This window comes from Sphingomonas sp. dw_22, assembly GCF_018449795.1.
Classification (GTDB): Bacteria; Pseudomonadota; Alphaproteobacteria; order Sphingomonadales; family Sphingomonadaceae; genus Sphingomonas.
This window is the reverse complement of the sequence record NZ_JAAVVE010000013.1, coordinates 55,550-70,463: the sequence shown is the minus strand read 5'-3', so window position 1 is coordinate 70,463 and position 14,914 is coordinate 55,550. Positions and strand designations below refer to the sequence as shown.

At 66.8% G+C, this 14,914-nt stretch carries 10 protein-coding genes; 4 read left to right on the top strand and 6 right to left on the bottom strand.

Annotation, left to right across the window (positions count from 1 at the left end; all coding sequences use genetic code 11):
- Window positions 1-59 precede the first annotated feature (59 nt).
- From HB724_RS08435 to HB724_RS08425, 3 genes are read left to right on the top strand one after another with little or no spacing between them, the layout of a single operon-like run.
- Window positions 60-2,867: a TonB-dependent receptor gene (locus HB724_RS08435; RefSeq protein ID WP_213980479.1), complete on the top strand. Its 2,808-nt coding sequence runs from the start codon at window positions 60-62 to the stop codon at window positions 2,865-2,867.
- Between the two features lie 2 nt (window positions 2,868-2,869).
- The gene (locus tag HB724_RS08430; protein ID WP_256731395.1) at window positions 2,870-3,577 is read left to right on the top strand and encodes a DUF6250 domain-containing protein; all 708 of its coding nucleotides are present in this window, start codon (window positions 2,870-2,872) and stop codon (window positions 3,575-3,577) included.
- 14 nt (window positions 3,578-3,591) lie between these two features.
- Window positions 3,592-6,315 (top strand): Tat pathway signal sequence domain protein, encoded by a 2,724-nt coding sequence (locus tag HB724_RS08425; protein WP_213980478.1) that lies wholly within the window; start codon window positions 3,592-3,594, stop codon window positions 6,313-6,315.
- Window positions 6,316-6,368: 53 nt separating this feature from the next.
- Here HB724_RS08425 and HB724_RS08420 read toward each other — a convergent pair whose 3' ends face one another.
- From HB724_RS08420 to cysK, 6 genes are all read right to left on the bottom strand, one after another.
- Complete coding sequence (locus HB724_RS08420) at window positions 6,369-7,214, bottom strand: oxidoreductase (RefSeq protein ID WP_213980477.1); 846 nt, start codon at window positions 7,212-7,214, stop codon at window positions 6,369-6,371.
- A gap of 150 nt (window positions 7,215-7,364) precedes the next feature.
- Complete coding sequence (locus HB724_RS08415) at window positions 7,365-8,159, bottom strand: DUF1214 domain-containing protein (protein WP_213980476.1); 795 nt, start codon at window positions 8,157-8,159, stop codon at window positions 7,365-7,367.
- 42 nt (window positions 8,160-8,201) lie between these two features.
- Window positions 8,202-8,675 (bottom strand): DUF1254 domain-containing protein, encoded by a 474-nt coding sequence (locus HB724_RS08410; protein ID WP_213980475.1) that lies wholly within the window; start codon window positions 8,673-8,675, stop codon window positions 8,202-8,204.
- Between the two features lies 1 nt (window position 8,676).
- Complete coding sequence (locus HB724_RS08405; RefSeq protein ID WP_213980474.1) at window positions 8,677-9,636, bottom strand: SUMF1/EgtB/PvdO family nonheme iron enzyme; 960 nt, start codon at window positions 9,634-9,636, stop codon at window positions 8,677-8,679.
- The gene (locus HB724_RS08400; RefSeq protein ID WP_213980473.1) at window positions 9,633-11,297 is read right to left on the bottom strand and encodes an arylsulfatase; all 1,665 of its coding nucleotides are present in this window, start codon (window positions 11,295-11,297) and stop codon (window positions 9,633-9,635) included. The genes HB724_RS08405 and HB724_RS08400 overlap by 4 nt, the downstream gene beginning before the upstream one ends.
- Before the next feature lie 137 nt (window positions 11,298-11,434).
- The gene (cysK, locus tag HB724_RS08395) at window positions 11,435-12,394 is read right to left on the bottom strand and encodes a cysteine synthase A (RefSeq protein WP_213980472.1); all 960 of its coding nucleotides are present in this window, start codon (window positions 12,392-12,394) and stop codon (window positions 11,435-11,437) included.
- 159 nt (window positions 12,395-12,553) lie between these two features.
- Between cysK and HB724_RS08390 the strand changes: the two genes are divergently transcribed.
- Complete coding sequence (locus tag HB724_RS08390) at window positions 12,554-14,914, top strand: TonB-dependent receptor (RefSeq protein ID WP_213980471.1); 2,361 nt, start codon at window positions 12,554-12,556, stop codon at window positions 14,912-14,914.

Here is a 14,914-nt window from a genome sequence, read left to right as displayed (position 1 = left end):
TGATAGAAATTAGCTCCCGCCCCCAAGCCTACGTAATTCCAATAAAAATAGGGGGTCCAATGCTCACCCGTCTCTCGGGAGTGGCTGTCCTGCTGCTTGCCAGCACGTCGGTCCACGCGCAGGTCGCGCAGAACGAAGCGTCACAGCAATCCAAGACGGACGGCTCGGATCGGGCCGATGGCGAAGCCGATCGGTCCGACATCGTCGTCACCGGCATTCGAAAGAGCCTTGCCGATGCGCTGAGCGCGAAACGCGATGCCCCGCAGGTCATGGACGCCATTTCGGCCGAGGATGTCGGCAAGTTCCCCGACAAGAATATCGGCGAAGCGCTTCAGCGCGTGACGGGCGTGCAGATCACGCGCGGCGGCGGCGAGGGCCAGGCGGTCACGATCCGCGGCGCCGATCCCTCGCTCAACCGGGTCGAGATCAACGGCCAGTCCGCGCTCTCCACTTCGATCGCCGCCGCGAGCGGAAACGGCAGCAACCGCGCCGTCGACTTCCGCGACCTGCCGACCGAGTTCGTCTCGCGGCTGGAAGTCTACAAGTCCGCGACGCCGGACATGACCGAAGGCGGCCTGGGCGGCACGGTGCGCGTCATCACCCGGCGCCCCTTCGACGCCAAGGAGGGTTTCCTCGCCGGCTCGGCGCAGGGCATCTACAATGAGCTGGCCGACAAGGTGGATCCCAAGTTCGCGCTGATCGGCTCCAGGCTTTTCGCGCACGACACGATCGGCGTGCTGCTGTCGGGCACCTATGAGGAGCGGACCATCCGCTACGACCAGGCGCGCACGACCGGCTGGCGCCAGGTGGAGGCGATCGTGCCCGCGACGCCGGCGAACCAGAACTGCCTCTCCGGCCGCAACCAGGCCCGCTGCGTGGACCTCGACAATAGCGGCTTCGGCGACTTCTATCCCGATATCCCGCGCTACATCCAGTCGACCGAGCCGACCCAGCGCTATGCCCTGAGCGGCATCGTCGAATGGCGGCCCAGCGACCGCTTCAAAGCCTATGTCGAAGGCACGTTCACCAAGAGCAACACGACCTCGAACGACCAGTATCTCCAGCTCAGCACCTCGCAATCGGTCGCCAATGGCGGCATCGATCCGACAGATGTGGTGATCCGGGACGAGACCGCGGAAAAGGTGACCTTCGTCAACAATTCCAATCCCGGCAGCGGCCCGAGCGTCAATTATCGCAGCGTGATCGGCGGGCTTTATCGGCGCACCTTCAACGGCATCGCCGGTGCGGAATGGCAGGTCGGCAAGTTCAAGCTTTCGGCGCGCGGCACCTATGCGGCGTCGCGGGTGTTCAACGACGAGATCGACCTGACCGCCGCCGTCTCGGGCAAGGACGCCCTGCCCTGGATCACGATCGACTACAGCAATCCGCAGCAGGCGCCCAACATCATCCTGCCGTTCGACACGACCAAGGTGGACGGCGTCAACACGCTGTCGGCCGAGGCGCGCCCGCGCGTGAACAAGCAACGCGAGACCGGCGCCAAGTTCGATGCGGAATATCGGCCCGACAGCAACGGCTTCCTCAGCTCGATCAAGTCCGGCGCGGAATATCATTCGCTGGTATCGAGCAGCCAGTTCAACAACGCGGTCTACACGCTGAACGGGATCACCGGCCAGACCACGCTCACCCAGTCGGGCGTGACGGGGACCAAGGTTCTCGCCACCACCACGCCGGCCGCCATGCTGAGCCAGCTCCAGGGGCTGCTTTCCCAGCACGGCGAGATCCTCGACGGCAGCTTCTTCGATACGGGCAATCTCGGCTTCTCCGGCATCGATCGCTGGTGGAGCCTGGGCAACAATCTGGCCGACACGATCGGCGTGCCCGACCCCTATGGCAGCACCTCGCCGCTCGATACCTATCGCGTCACCGAGGAGACCGTGGCGGGCTATCTCCAGGGCGCGTTCAAGGCCGATCTCGGCTTCGACCTGTCCGGCGTGGTCGGCGCGCGCCTCGTCCATACCCGCACCGTCTCGTCGGGGAGCCAGAGCGCGAACAACGTGATTACGCCGGTGCGCTATGAGGGCGAATATACCGTCCTGCTGCCCTCGGCGAACCTGCGGGCGGAGATCATCCCGCGCAAGCTGGTCGTGCGCGCCACGGCCTCCGACGTGCTGGCGCGGCCCGCGCCCTCGCAGATGGCGCCCAATGTGCGCCTGGACGTCGTCAACCTGACGGGCTCGCGCGGCAATCCGGCGCTCAAGCCCTATCGCGCATGGCAGTATGACTTGGGCTTCGAATATTACATGTCGCGCACCAACTATCTGTCAGTCACGGCTTTCCAGAAGGACATCAAGTCGTTCATCGACACGGCCAAGCAGGACGAGGAGATCGACGGCCAGGTCTACACGATCAGCCTGCCCATCAACGGCACGCAGCACGTCAAGATCCAGGGTATCGAAGCCGGCGTCCAGCTCGGGCTCGATTTCCTGCCCGGCCCGCTCAGCCATCTCGGCGTCGTGGCGAACTACACCTACACCAAGGATAGCGGCTATGAAGGCCAGGACTATTTCACCGACGACGCGCTGCCCTTCCCCGGCGTTTCGCGAAACAGCTACAATGCATCGCTCTTCTATGACGATGGGCGGTTCGCCATTCGCGGCTCCTATAACTGGCGCAGCCGCTTCCTCATCAATGCGGTCGATCGCGGCAACAACCCGGCCTTTGGCGAAGCGTTCGGGCAGTTCGACGCTTCGGCGAGCTATGTCGTCAACAAACATGTCTCGGTCTTCCTCGAAGGCGTGAACCTGACGGATTCGACGCGGATCGAGAATGCCAACAGCATCTATCGCCGGAACGTGATCGAGACCTATGGTCGCCGCCTCTATTTCGGCGTGCGGGCGAAGCTCTGACCATGTTCCAGCTCACGCGGCGCGATGCGGTGACGGGGATGGCGGCGATGGTCGCCGTCCCCCTGGCGGCCCGGGCAAGGCCCGAGGGTCGGCTGCTGCATCGGGACGATTTCCGGCAAGGTATCGGCCATTGGTCCGTCGAGGCCGAGGCCCCGGCCCGGGTCGAAGCGGTCCATGGCATTCTGGAGATCGACGCACCGGCGGGGCTGACGCTCTGGTTCAGGTCCGAACTCCAGGGGCGCGTTGCCATCGACTATGATGTGCAGGCCGTGGGCGACGGCGGCCCGCACGACCGGGTGAGCGACGTCAACTGCTTCTGGATGGCGCAGGATCCCGCCGCGCCCGATGGCGACGCGCTGGCCCGGCCGCGCTCGGGGCGTTTCGAGGAGTATGACGACCTCCGGACCTATTATGTCGGCCTGGGCGGCAACGCGAACACGACCACGCGCTTCCGGCGATACATAGCGCGGCGGGGCGAGCGTCCCCTGCTCCCGGAGAACGACCGGCAGGACGCGGCCGACCTGCTCGTCGCCAATCGCTGGCAGCATCTGCGCCTGGTCGCGGATGGACGGGATATCGGCTTCTTCCGCGACGGCCGCCGGCTTTTCGCGTTCAAGGACACAGAGCCTTACATGCGCGGCCATTTCGCCTTACGCACGACGGCCAGCCATCTGCGCGTCCGCAATTTCACCGTCTCCGCTCTCGCCTGATCGAAGGAAATTCCATGTCCTGGTCCCGCCGTTCCGTCCTGCGCGCCAGCCTGATCGCGGGAGCAGCGACGACGCTGCCGCGCATCGGCTGGGCAGCGACCGCTCCCCTGCCCTCGACCGATCTCCAGTGGCTCGACGGCGCGGCGCCCAAATGGGATGGCGGACAGAGCTTCGGCGTGCCCTGGCCGCGCGGCGCCATGCGCCATGTCGAGCGGATCGGTGCCGCCGATCAGGATGGCCTGGCCGTTCCGGTCCAGAGCTGGCCATTGGGCTATTGGCCCGACGGGTCGATCAAATGGAGCGGCCATGCCTTGCCGGCCGCGGCGGGCCCGGCGCCCAGGGCTGTGCGTCTTGGCAGCACGAAATCCGCTGCTCCCGCCGGGCCTGTAAGCGTGGAGGAGAATAGCGACGCGATTGTGGTTCGCGTCGGCCCGACGTCGTGGCGCCTGCCGCGCACCGGCGCGGCGCTCATCGCGTCGGCGGAGCGTGGAGGCAAGGTGCTGCTGGAAGGCGTGCATCTGATCGCCCAGACCCGAAGCGCGCCTTCCGACGAGGAAGCCGCCCAGGTCTCGACGCGACATTTCGAAAGCCGGATCGAGAAGATCGCGATCGAGCAGCGCGGGCCGGTGCGCGCGGTCGTGAAGATCGACGGCACGCACAGCGACGGCCAGCGCCAATGGCTGCCCTTCAGCGTGCGGCTCTATTTCACTTCCGGCAGCGATGCCGTCCGCATCGTCCACAGCTTCATCTGGGACGGGGATGCGGACCATGATTTCCTCTCCGGCCTCGGCATACGCGCGCAGGTTCCGCTGCGCGCGCCGCTGCATGACCGCCATGTGCGCTTCGCCACCGACGACGGCATATTCGCGGAAGCCGTTCGCCCGCTGACCGGCCTGCGCCGCAATCCCGGAGAAGCCTTTCGCGCTGCGCAGATCGCCGGCCGGGCAACGCCGGCGGTCGAGCAGCTTCCCGCCGCCGTGAAGCCGCTGCTCGATCGCATTCCCGCATGGGGCGATTTCCGGCTCGCGCAGCCCAATTCCGATGGCTTCGTCCTGACCAAGCGCACGCGCCTGGGCCGCGCGCCGATCCAGTCGATCGAGGGGCACCGCGCCCGCGGCCTGGCCTATGTGGGCTCCCCCGACGGCGGCGCCGCGATCGGCCTGGCGAACTTCTGGCAGCGGCATCCGGCCCAGCTCGACGTGACCGGAGCGGTCGACGATGCCGCAGGGCTGACGGCCTGGCTCTGGTCGCCCGATGCGCCGGCGATGGACATGCGCTCCTATCGCGATGTGCTCGGCATGGAGACCTATGCCGCCCAGAACCAGGGCCTCGACATCACCTATGAGGATTATGAGCCGGGCTGGGACGCGGCCAAGGGGGTGGCGCGAACCAACGAGCTATGGCTGTGGGCGCTTGCCGCAACGCCGGAGAACGCCCAGCTCGACGCCTTTGCCAGCCATGTCGCGCAGCCGCCCCGCCTTCAGGTTCGCCCCGAACGGCTTCATGCCGCGGGCGTTTTCGGAAGCTGGGCCCTGCCGCAACAGGGGGACGGGCCGGCCGCGGTCATCGAGCGGCAGAACGACTTGCTGCTCGCCCAGTATCGCGACGAGATCGAGCGGCGCCACTGGTATGGCTTCTGGAACCATGGCGACGTCATGCACAGCTACGACGCCGACCGCCATCAGTGGCGGTACGACATCGGCGGCTATGCGTGGGACAATTCGGAACTCTCAACCGACCTCTGGCTCTGGTACAGCTATCTGCGCAGCGGCCGCGCCGACATCTTCCGCATGGCCGAGGCGATGACCCGGCACACCGGCGAGGTGGACGTCTATCATCTCGGCCCTTGGGCGGGCCTGGGGACGCGCCACGGCGTCCAGCATTGGAGCGACAGTTCCAAGCAGCCGCGCGTCTCCAACGCGACCTATCGGCGCATCTATTATTACCTGACCGGAGACGAGCGCGTCGGCGATCTGATGCGCGCCCTTGTCCGTTCGGAATATGCGCTCGAGCACGTCAATATCGGCCGCAAGGTCTCCGAACGCGCGCCGGAATCGCTGCCGCCCGGCGGCGTGAGCGCGGTGGTGAAAGCCGAAGGGCTACCGGCCGGCGTGATCCAGCTTCAGTTCGGCACGAGCTGGAATGCCTGTGTCGCGGCTTGGTACACCGAATGGGAGCGCACCGGGGACAGGCGCTGGCGCGACCGGATCGTCGCGGGGATGGAGAGCATCGCCGCGCTGCCGAAGCAATGGTGGGCGGGCGGCGCGAGCTTCGAGCTGGCGACAGGGCGCTTCATCTCGGGCGGCGACACCATCAGCGTCAGCCATCTGAACGGCGCGTTCGGCGTGGTGGAGATCATGGCGGAGCTGCTGCCGCTCGTGGATGCGCCCGGCTATCGCAAGGCATGGCTGGATTATTGCGCCTGGTACAACGCGCCGGACGCCGATTGGCTGCGACGTTTCGGCGAGCCTGCTCGCGGCCATGGGCTTCGCCAGGGGCATTCGCGATTCACGGCCTATGCGGCACGCGAGCTGAAGGATGCGGCCCTCGCCAAACGGGCCTGGCAGGAATTCCTCGGCGGCGAGATGAAGCTTGGCCTCTCCGTCAAGGAGATCACGGGCGAGGCGGTGCCGTCTTCCGTGGTCGAAGTGCAGAACCTGTCCACCAACACCGCCGCGCAATGGGGACTGGCCGCGATCGAGAACCTCGCGTTGATCGGAGACGCGCAACTTCGTTGAGGCGAGCGGCGAGAACAGGGCCATCACAGCCTGCTCTCGCCGCCTCGCTGGTTTCAGGCGGGAAAGTCGGTGGACAGGCCGAGCGCCCGCCACTGCTCGATCTCATCGAGACGGTCGCGGAGCTTGCGCGTGACCTGGTCCACGCCGAATGCGCCCAGAACGAGATGTCGAGGTGCGGTTTCCAGCGTGGAGACCTTGATGATCGCCTCCGCCGCGCGCACCGGATCGCCCGGCTGCTTTCCACTCTGGAGCTTCGTGTTGGCGAGGCGGACGCCGGCGGTCTCCGCATATTCCGGGATGTGGCTGGGCGTCTGCGTCATGGAACGGCCCGCCCAATCCGTGCGGAACGGCCCCGGCTCGACGCAGGTGACCTGGATGCCGATGGGCCTGCCCTCGGCGGCCAGCGCGTCCGAGAAACCCTCCACCGCGTGCTTGCTGGCGGCATAATAGCCGGAGCCCGGGAAACCGACCAGTCCCGCAACCGAGGTCAGGTTGATGATGCGCCCGCCGCGCTGCTTGCGCATCACCGGCAGGACCGCGCGCGTCATCGCGAAAAGGCCGAAGACATTGGCATCGAACTGCCGCCGAACCTCGATCTCCTCGCCTTCCTCGATGGTCGACATATAGCCATAGCCGGCGTTGTTCATCAGCACGTCGATGCGGCCGAAACGCTCAACCGCCGCCTGCACCGCCTGTTCGATCTGGCCCTGATCGGTCACATCGAGGCTGAGCGCGAGCGCATTGTCCGCATTGCCTTCGACCAGATGCGCGACACGGCTCTTGTCGCGCGCCGTCACCACGGCCCGCGCACCGCTGGCGAGCACCTGCCTGGCGATTTCATGGCCAAAGCCCGTCGAGCATCCGGTGATGAACCAGACTGGCGTTGCTGGGAGGGGCATGGATTTTCTCCTGTGGTTTGATGCGGCTTTACAGGAGGGATTTAGAGGGTCCGGCCCGATTGGATTAGACGGCAGTTCAAGGAAAACCTTGTTAGCAGGGCTTATCAATGCCCGCGCGACGACACCCGGACCGCAGGATCGGCCGAAAACTCACGCCTTTTCGAGCCTGGGCAAGGTGTAGGCGCCATCGAGCAAGTCCGGCCGCGGCAGATAGGCGCGGAAGAACAGACCATAGGGCTCGGCGGCCGGGGCCGGCAGCCAGTTGGCGCGCTGCGCTGTGCCGGGATCGTCGGGAGAGATCAGGATGTCGAGCGCCCCACCCTGCCCGCGCTGGAGGCCCGGCGTGCGATCGCCGATCGCGTAGCGGTCGATCGGGTTCTCGATGAAGAAGAACTGCCCATCGGGCGTCGCGCGGTAGAGCGTCAGCGACCAGAACCCGTCGAGCGGCAACGCGCCCGGCAGGCGCAGCCGCCAGCGCGTACCCGCCGGAAAGATGCTGCCGCCCTTCGCATCGAGCGCGCGGATATACAGCGCCTCCTCGCGCGGCAGGGCGCCCAGCCCGCCCAGCGCCACCCGCGCGCGATACAGATAATCCTGGCCGTACAGCCCCAGATTGGCGCGCGGATAGGACCAGCCATTGGCGACCGGCCCGGTCCAGCCCTTTTCGCGCAGCAACGTGCGGGCGGCGGCGAGGCCCTGCTCGATCTCGGCCGCCTGTGCGGGGCCGAAGCGGCCGGCATCCAAGCCGCCCTTCACGCCGATGCCCAGCGGCGCCACCGCTTCGAGCAGCCGCTCGTCGGTCGCCTGGGGCGGGTTCTCGACGATCAGCGCCTGGATCGTCTCCAGCAGCTTGTCCCAGGGCGCGGCGCGATCGGCGAAGGCGCGGCCCGGCCCGGGCGCCGCCGGCCCTTCGAGCCTGAAGCCGTCCTGCACCTTGTGCGCCACCGGCAGATCGGCCTTGCCGTCGACCAGCGTTCGAACGAGCAGTCACACCCAAGGCGTGGTCGCGCGCACCGCGAGCGGATCGTCGCTCGCCGCGCCCGGTCCCAGGATCGTGAAGCTGCCGCCGTCGCGGCCGATCGTGCGCGTGCCGAGCACCGCGAAATTGTTGGTGTACATATCCATCAGCGCGACCGAGAGATAGCGGTCGCCGCTCGGCGGGATCGTCAGCCGCACCGGGCCGTTGGCGAGATTGAGCCAGGCACTCGAATAGAGCGTGTCGTTGTTGGGCGTGGTGACGCTCACGTCCTTGGGTGTCGCTAACACGCGCTTGTGGAACAGGCGGTTGGCGGGCAGCGCGGCCATGCGGGCGCGGGTCTGCGCCATCTCGATCAGGGGCAGCGCGAAGATCCAGGCATCGCGCGCCGCGGCGGCGAGCGGCGGCAGGTCCGCCGCCATCGCCGCGCCGATCCGCACCAGCGGCAGCGAGGCCGCGGCCTTGAGCAGCGTGCGACGGTCCATATTATTCTCCTGATGTCGAAACGGTGCGGAAGCCAAGGTGCGAGGCGGCGAGCGTCTCGTCCTGCGCATGGCGCGCGGCGGGGCGATAGCGCGCGCAGTAATTGGCCGCGCAAAGGAAGGAGCCGCCCTTGATGACGCGGACGCGCGCGTCCGGCTGGGCGGGATCGAAGCTGGGATTGCCGGGCGTGCCGTCACCGGTGACGATCGGGCCATGGGTCGGCAGATACCAGCTTCCCGTCCACTCCCAGACATTGCCGATCAGGTCATAGGCGCCGTCCGCATCAGGCTTGAAGCAGCCCGCGGGCGCGCGGCCATAGAAGCCGTCGCGCTGCTCGTTCGTGTCGGGGAAGCCCCCTTGCCAGATATTTGCGGTGCCCGGCACAGGCCCTTCCTCGCCAGCGCCGCCGGCCCGCGCCGCCGCCTCGAACTGCTCCTCGCTCGGCAGCGCCCGGCCGGCCCAGCGGGCATAGGCGAGCGCATCGGCATAAGTGACGTTGACCACCGGATCGTCGTCGCGCCCGGCGATATCGCTGTCCGGACCGGCGGGATGGCGCCAGTTCGCGCCCTTGACGTAGCGCCACCACAGCCGCGGATCGGGCGCCTCGACCGGCGTGGCGGGCGGGCTGAACACGAAGGCGCCGCCGCCCGGCCGCTCGGCCTCGGTCACGTAGCCGGTCGCCGCGGCGAAGGCCGCATATTGGCGGTTGGTCACTTCATGCGCATCGATGTCGAACCGCGTGACCGAGACGCGCACCGACGGCCCTTCTTCGGCATAATGGCGCGTGCTGCCCATCATGAAGTCGGTCGCCTTCACGATGACAGGGCGATCCACGCGGCTGCCCGCGCATTTCGCCGGCACCGATGCGGGCGCGGCGGGCGCCACCGGCGGCACCAGCGCGAAGCCGGTCCCGACGACGCCGACCACGCCGAGCAGCGCCGCCAGAGGTCCAGTGATCCTCATGGGAAGGTCGCCGGAGTCGACGGCATGATGACGCCGGCATCCCTCGCATAATCGTCCCACGCCGCCGCCAGCGCGCGAACCCGCGCCGGCTCGCGCTTCGACAGGTCGCGCGTCTCACCGGGATCGCTGGAGAGGTTGTAGAGCTTCCACCCGTCGCCGAGATCGACCAGCTTCCAGTCGCCCTGGCGGATCGCGCGGCGGCCGAACAGCTCGCTGCCGATCGCCTCGCCCGGCGCATGGACGCGCGCGGCCCGGCCCTGGAGATAGGGCAGCCAGCTCCGCCCGCGCACGGGCTGGACCTCGCGGCCGGCGAAGCTGCCGCCCTGCCAGGTGCCGCCCGCCGCCTCGACCAGGGTCGGCAGCACGTCCATCACCGTGCCGTAGCTGTGGCTGACCCCACCCCGCCGCGATGCGCCCGGCAGATTGATGAACGCGGCGACGCGAGTGCCGCCCTCGCTGGTATAGCCCTTGTAGAGCAGCGACGGCGTGGTCGCCGCCTGCGCCCAGCCGGGACCGTAGCTCGCGAAGCTGGTCTGCTTGCCGAGATTGTCGAAGCGATTGTCGGTGAGCTTCAGGAGCTGCGCGACGCCCGGAATGCGCACTTCGCGCAGATCCATCCCCTCGGCGCCATTGTCGGCGAGGAAGACGATGATCGTGTTGTCATATTGCCCGGTTTCCTTGAGGTGCGCGATCACCCGGCCGACATTCTGATCGAGCCGATCGACCATCGCGGCATAGATCTCCATCAGCCGCGCCTGACGCTGCTTCTCCTCCGGCGACAGGCTCGCCCAGTCCTGCCCCGGCGGCAGGATCAGGTCGTGCGCACGGACATTCCTCGGCACCAGCCCCAGCACCTGCTGGCGCGCGAGCCGCTCGCGGCGCAGGGCCTCGAAGCCCGCATCATAGCGACCACGATATTTGGCCACGTCCGCCTCGGGCGCCTGTAGCGGCCAGTGCGGTGCGGTGAAGGTGAGATAAGCGAAGAAGGGCTTCGCCTTGTCCGCCTTGCCCAGATATTCGATCAGCTTGGTCGCGAAATAATCGGAGGAGTAGAAGTCCGTCGGCAGCGCCTTCACCGTCTCGCCATTCTCGCGATAGGTGCTGACGCCGAGCTGCTGCCAGTTGGGCGAGAGGTTGCGGCCATAATGGTTGCCGGCGCCCTGGACGAGATCGAAGGCCTGCTCGAAGCCGTGGCGGATGGGATCGTCCTCGGCGCGGCCGCCAAGATGCCATTTGCCCGACATCAGCGTCGCATAGCCGAGGTCACGCAGGCGATCGGCCAGCGTCACCACATCGCCGGGCAGATAGCCGCCATAGCCCGGCCGGCCGATCTGGTTGGGCGCGATCGTCTCGGTCATGTTGCCGAGACCGGCGAGGTGATTGTCGGTGCCCGAGAGCAGCATCGATCGCGTCGGCGAGCAGGTCGGCGCGCTGTGGAATCCGGTGAGGCGCAGGCCGCGTTCGGCGAGCGCATCAAGGTTGGGCGTATGGATCTCGCCGCCGAATGCACCCAGGTCCGAATAGCCGAGATCGTCCGCGACGATGACGAGGATGTTGGGCTTCGGCGAGGGCGCGGCGGGCTTCGGCTGCGGCGGGGAACCCACGGGCGCGGCGGATGTCGCGAGGACCAGGCTGGCGAACAGGAACAGATAGCGCTTCATCGTCTCTCCGAGGACTGGAATCCGATCGCACGCATCACACGCCCCTGCAGAACCACTGGGACGCCATATCTCTACTCACACGATAGAGATTTCCCAGCCTAGTTTCGCTTGGGGTCCGGCAACTCCTGTTTGTGCGCTCAATGGCCACGCGGCGTCGGCCCGGCCAGGGCGAAGGCCGGCGCTTCATGCGGCAGGAAATCGGGCACCGAGAGATAACGCTCGCCGGTGTCATAAGCGAAGCCGAGGATGCGTGCGCCGGGAAGCTCCGGCAGCTTCCGTGCGATCGCAGCGAGCGTCGCGCCCGAGCTGATCCCGACCAGCAGCCCCTCCTCGCGCGCGGCACGGCGGGCGAACTCGCGCGCTTCCTCGGCCTCGACCTGAATCACCCCGTCGAGCATGTCGGCATGGAGATTGGCGGGAATGAAGCCGGCGCCGATCCCCTGGATCGGGTGCGGGCCGGGCACGCCGCCCGAGATCACCGGCGAAAGCTCGGGCTCGACCGCGAACACCTTGAGGTTGCGCCACTCCATCTTCAGCGTCTCGGCAAGCGCGGTGATATGGCCGCCCGTGCCGACCCCGGTGATGATCGCGTCGATCGGCTCGTCGCGAAAATCGGCATATATCTCTTGCGCGGTCGTATGGACGTGCGCGTCGATATTGGCGGGATTGTCGAACTGCTGCGGCATCCAGGCGCCGGGCGTCTCACGCACGAGTTCGATCGCCCGGTCGATCGCGCCCCGGATGCCCTTCTCGCGTGGGGTAAGGTCGAAGGTCGCGCCATATGCGAGCATCAGCCGCCGCCGCTCCAGCGACATGCTCTCGGGCATCACCAGCACGAGCCGATAGCCCTTCACCGCCGCGACCATCGCCAGGCCGACGCCGGTATTGCCGCTGGTCGGCTCGATGATCGTGCCGCCGGGCCGGAGCAGCCCCTTGCGCTCGGCATTCTCGATCATGGCGAGCGCGATGCGGTCCTTGATCGATCCGCCGGGGTTCGATCGCTCGGACTTGATCCACACCTCGGCATCCGGAAACAGTCGCTGCACGCGGATATGCGGCGTACCCCCTATCGTCTCCAGGACATTGTTCGCTCGCACGGCGCTGCCTCCTTCGCCCTTTATATCCTATCTTTTTGATGGATAATAGAACACCGGTCGAGTCGGAACGGCTGATAGTTTTTGCTCAGCCCGGCCAAGCCGAACTCCTGTTGCAGCCTTTAATCTCTACTAGAATGATAGAGATAAGGGAGGCCGACAATGCACATCAGAAAAATCCGGGCGCTCGCACTGGCCGCGACTGCTTTCACGTCGCTCGCCGCGGCGCCCGCATGGGCCGAAGACCGCAAGCCCGATCCGACTGCCAAGGATCCCACCGGCGACGATCCGACCGCCGAGCCGCAGGCCCAGGACAATGGCGAGATCCTGGTGACGGCGCGCCGCCGCGAGGAACGGCTCCAGGATGTGCCCGTCGCGATCACCGCGGTCTCGGGCGACGAGCTCGCCACCCAGCACGTCTATCGCGTCGCCGATTTCGCGGCGAAACTTCCCAATTTCGCGGCGGTCCAGCAGAACACCCGCGTCTCGGGCCTCTATGTCCGCGGGCTCGGCGGCAACGCCAATAACGACGGCGCCGAATCCGGCGTCGGGCTGATCGTCGACAATGTCTTCTTCACCCATGTCGGCTTCAGCTGGCTCGATTTCGTCGATCTCGACCATATCGAGCTGGTGCGCGGCCCCCAGGGCACGCTGCTCGGCAAGAACACCACGATCGGCGCACTGATCGTCACCACCAAGCGCCCGAGCTTCACACCCGAGCTCAACCTGGAGGCGGGCTATGGCAACCAGAACCGCTATCAGATCCGTGCCAATGCCACCGGCCCGCTGATCGGCGACACGCTCGCCTATCGCGCCACCTTCTATCTCGATAAATCCGACGGCTGGGCGAAGAACGCCTATGACGGGCAGAAATATCTCGACGTGGACCGCTGGGCCGCGCGCGGCCAGCTCCTGTTCCAGAGCGGCCCGGTCACCAGCCGCCTGATCGGCGAGCATTACGAGACGAGCGAATACAATAATTACTATCCGCCCTTCGCCGATGCGACGACCTTCGCCAACGGCACGCCGCGCACCGCCGCCTGGGACACAAAGGTCCGCTCGATCTTCGGCTATGCACCGAGCTACGCGATCGGCAAGAACGCCAACGTCAACACGCAGGACCGGATCAAGAGCAAGGTCAACGGCGTCTCGAACGAACTGACGATCGATCTGGGCGGCCCCACCCTCACTGCGGTCAGCGCCTGGCGCCAGCTCCGCTTCCGCCCGTACAACGACAGCGACAACACGCCCTTCTCGATCCTGCGCGCCGGCTATGACGTGGATGTCGACCAATATTCGCAGGAAGTCCGCCTCGCTTCGCCCAGCGGCAGCGCGTTCGAGTGGCAGTTCGGCGGCTTCTTCCTGCGCGAAGATCTGGTCAGCAACAATCGATCGATCTTCCAGTCGGATTCGGCTGCCTATTTCCTGTCGCCCGCGCTTCCCGGCCTGGTGCTCGATGGCGTGGAATATGATCAGTACGGCAAGCTCCAGGTGACGAGCGGCGCCGGGTTCGGCCAAGCCACCTGGCATCCGACCGAGCGGCTTTCGCTCACCGGCGGTCTGCGCTTCACGCGCGAGACCAAGAAGGCATCGAACACCGCCACCGTCTTCGGCGGAGCGGCCCTGCCGGGCACGCTGTCGCCCTATCGCACCGCGATCGTCAATGCATTCGGCGGCCTGTTCGTGGTCGCGGACCAGCGTACCACCGATAGCTGGTCATGGCTCGCCAACCCGTCGTTCAAGCTCTCGGACGATGTGCTGCTCTATGCCTCGGTCAGCTATGGCGAGAAATCGGGCGCGGCGAACCTGGGCGCGACGCCGGGCAAGCCGCTCATCATCGATCCCGAGAAGTCGACCGATTACGAGGCCGGGATCAAGACCACGCTGGCCGGCGGCCGCGCGACGCTGAACCTCAATTTCTACTGGAACGACATCCGCGACTATCAGGCGGTCCAGCTCGATCCGACGCGGTTCGCGCTCGGCAACTTCCTGGGCAATGCCGCGCGGGTGCGGTTGCGCGGCGTCGAGCTGGAAGGTTCGGCGAGGATCGGCGGGGGCTTCAGCCTCTCGGCCAACGGATCGTACAACGACGCGACCTACCGCTCCTACACCAACGCGCCGCCGCCGGTGGAATTCACCTATGCCGGCGCCCCGGGCTCGGTCGATCTCTCGGGCAAGCGCGTGATCGGTTCGTCCAAATGGACCGGCCAGGCGAGCGTCGACTATGACGCGCCGGTCTCGGACCGGTACAATCTCACCGGCTACATCAACCAGACCTATCGCAGTTCCACCAACCTGCTGAGCCCCTATTCGGCCTATGGCCGGCAGGAAGGATACGGCCTCACCAACGCCGGCATCGGCATCCGCACCAGCGACGACCGCTATTCGCTGCTGTTCTGGGGCCGCAACATCTTCGACAAGCGCTATGCGGTGGGGATCGGCGCGGCCAATGCCGTCTCGCCCTTCGTCAAGGTGCTGGGCGATACGCGCACCTTCGGCGCCACCGCCAAGGCGCGGTTCTGA

What these genes read in the sequence shown, in the direction of transcription:
- HB724_RS08420 (WP_213980477.1), bottom strand. Translation starts at nt 7,214, where the DNA reads ATGCCCCTCCCAGCAACGCCAGTCTGGTTCATCACCGGATGCTCGACG.
- HB724_RS08390 (WP_213980471.1), top strand. Translation starts at nt 12,554, where the DNA reads ATGCACATCAGAAAAATCCGGGCGCTCGCACTGGCCGCGACTGCTTTC.
- HB724_RS08410 (WP_213980475.1), bottom strand. Translation starts at nt 8,675, where the DNA reads ATGGACCGTCGCACGCTGCTCAAGGCCGCGGCCTCGCTGCCGCTGGTG.
- HB724_RS08425 (WP_213980478.1), top strand. Translation starts at nt 3,592, where the DNA reads ATGTCCTGGTCCCGCCGTTCCGTCCTGCGCGCCAGCCTGATCGCGGGA.
- HB724_RS08430 (WP_256731395.1), top strand. Translation starts at nt 2,870, where the DNA reads ATGTTCCAGCTCACGCGGCGCGATGCGGTGACGGGGATGGCGGCGATG.
- HB724_RS08400 (WP_213980473.1), bottom strand. Translation starts at nt 11,297, where the DNA reads ATGAAGCGCTATCTGTTCCTGTTCGCCAGCCTGGTCCTCGCGACATCC.
- HB724_RS08435 (WP_213980479.1), top strand. Translation starts at nt 60, where the DNA reads ATGCTCACCCGTCTCTCGGGAGTGGCTGTCCTGCTGCTTGCCAGCACG.
- HB724_RS08405 (WP_213980474.1), bottom strand. Translation starts at nt 9,636, where the DNA reads ATGAGGATCACTGGACCTCTGGCGGCGCTGCTCGGCGTGGTCGGCGTC.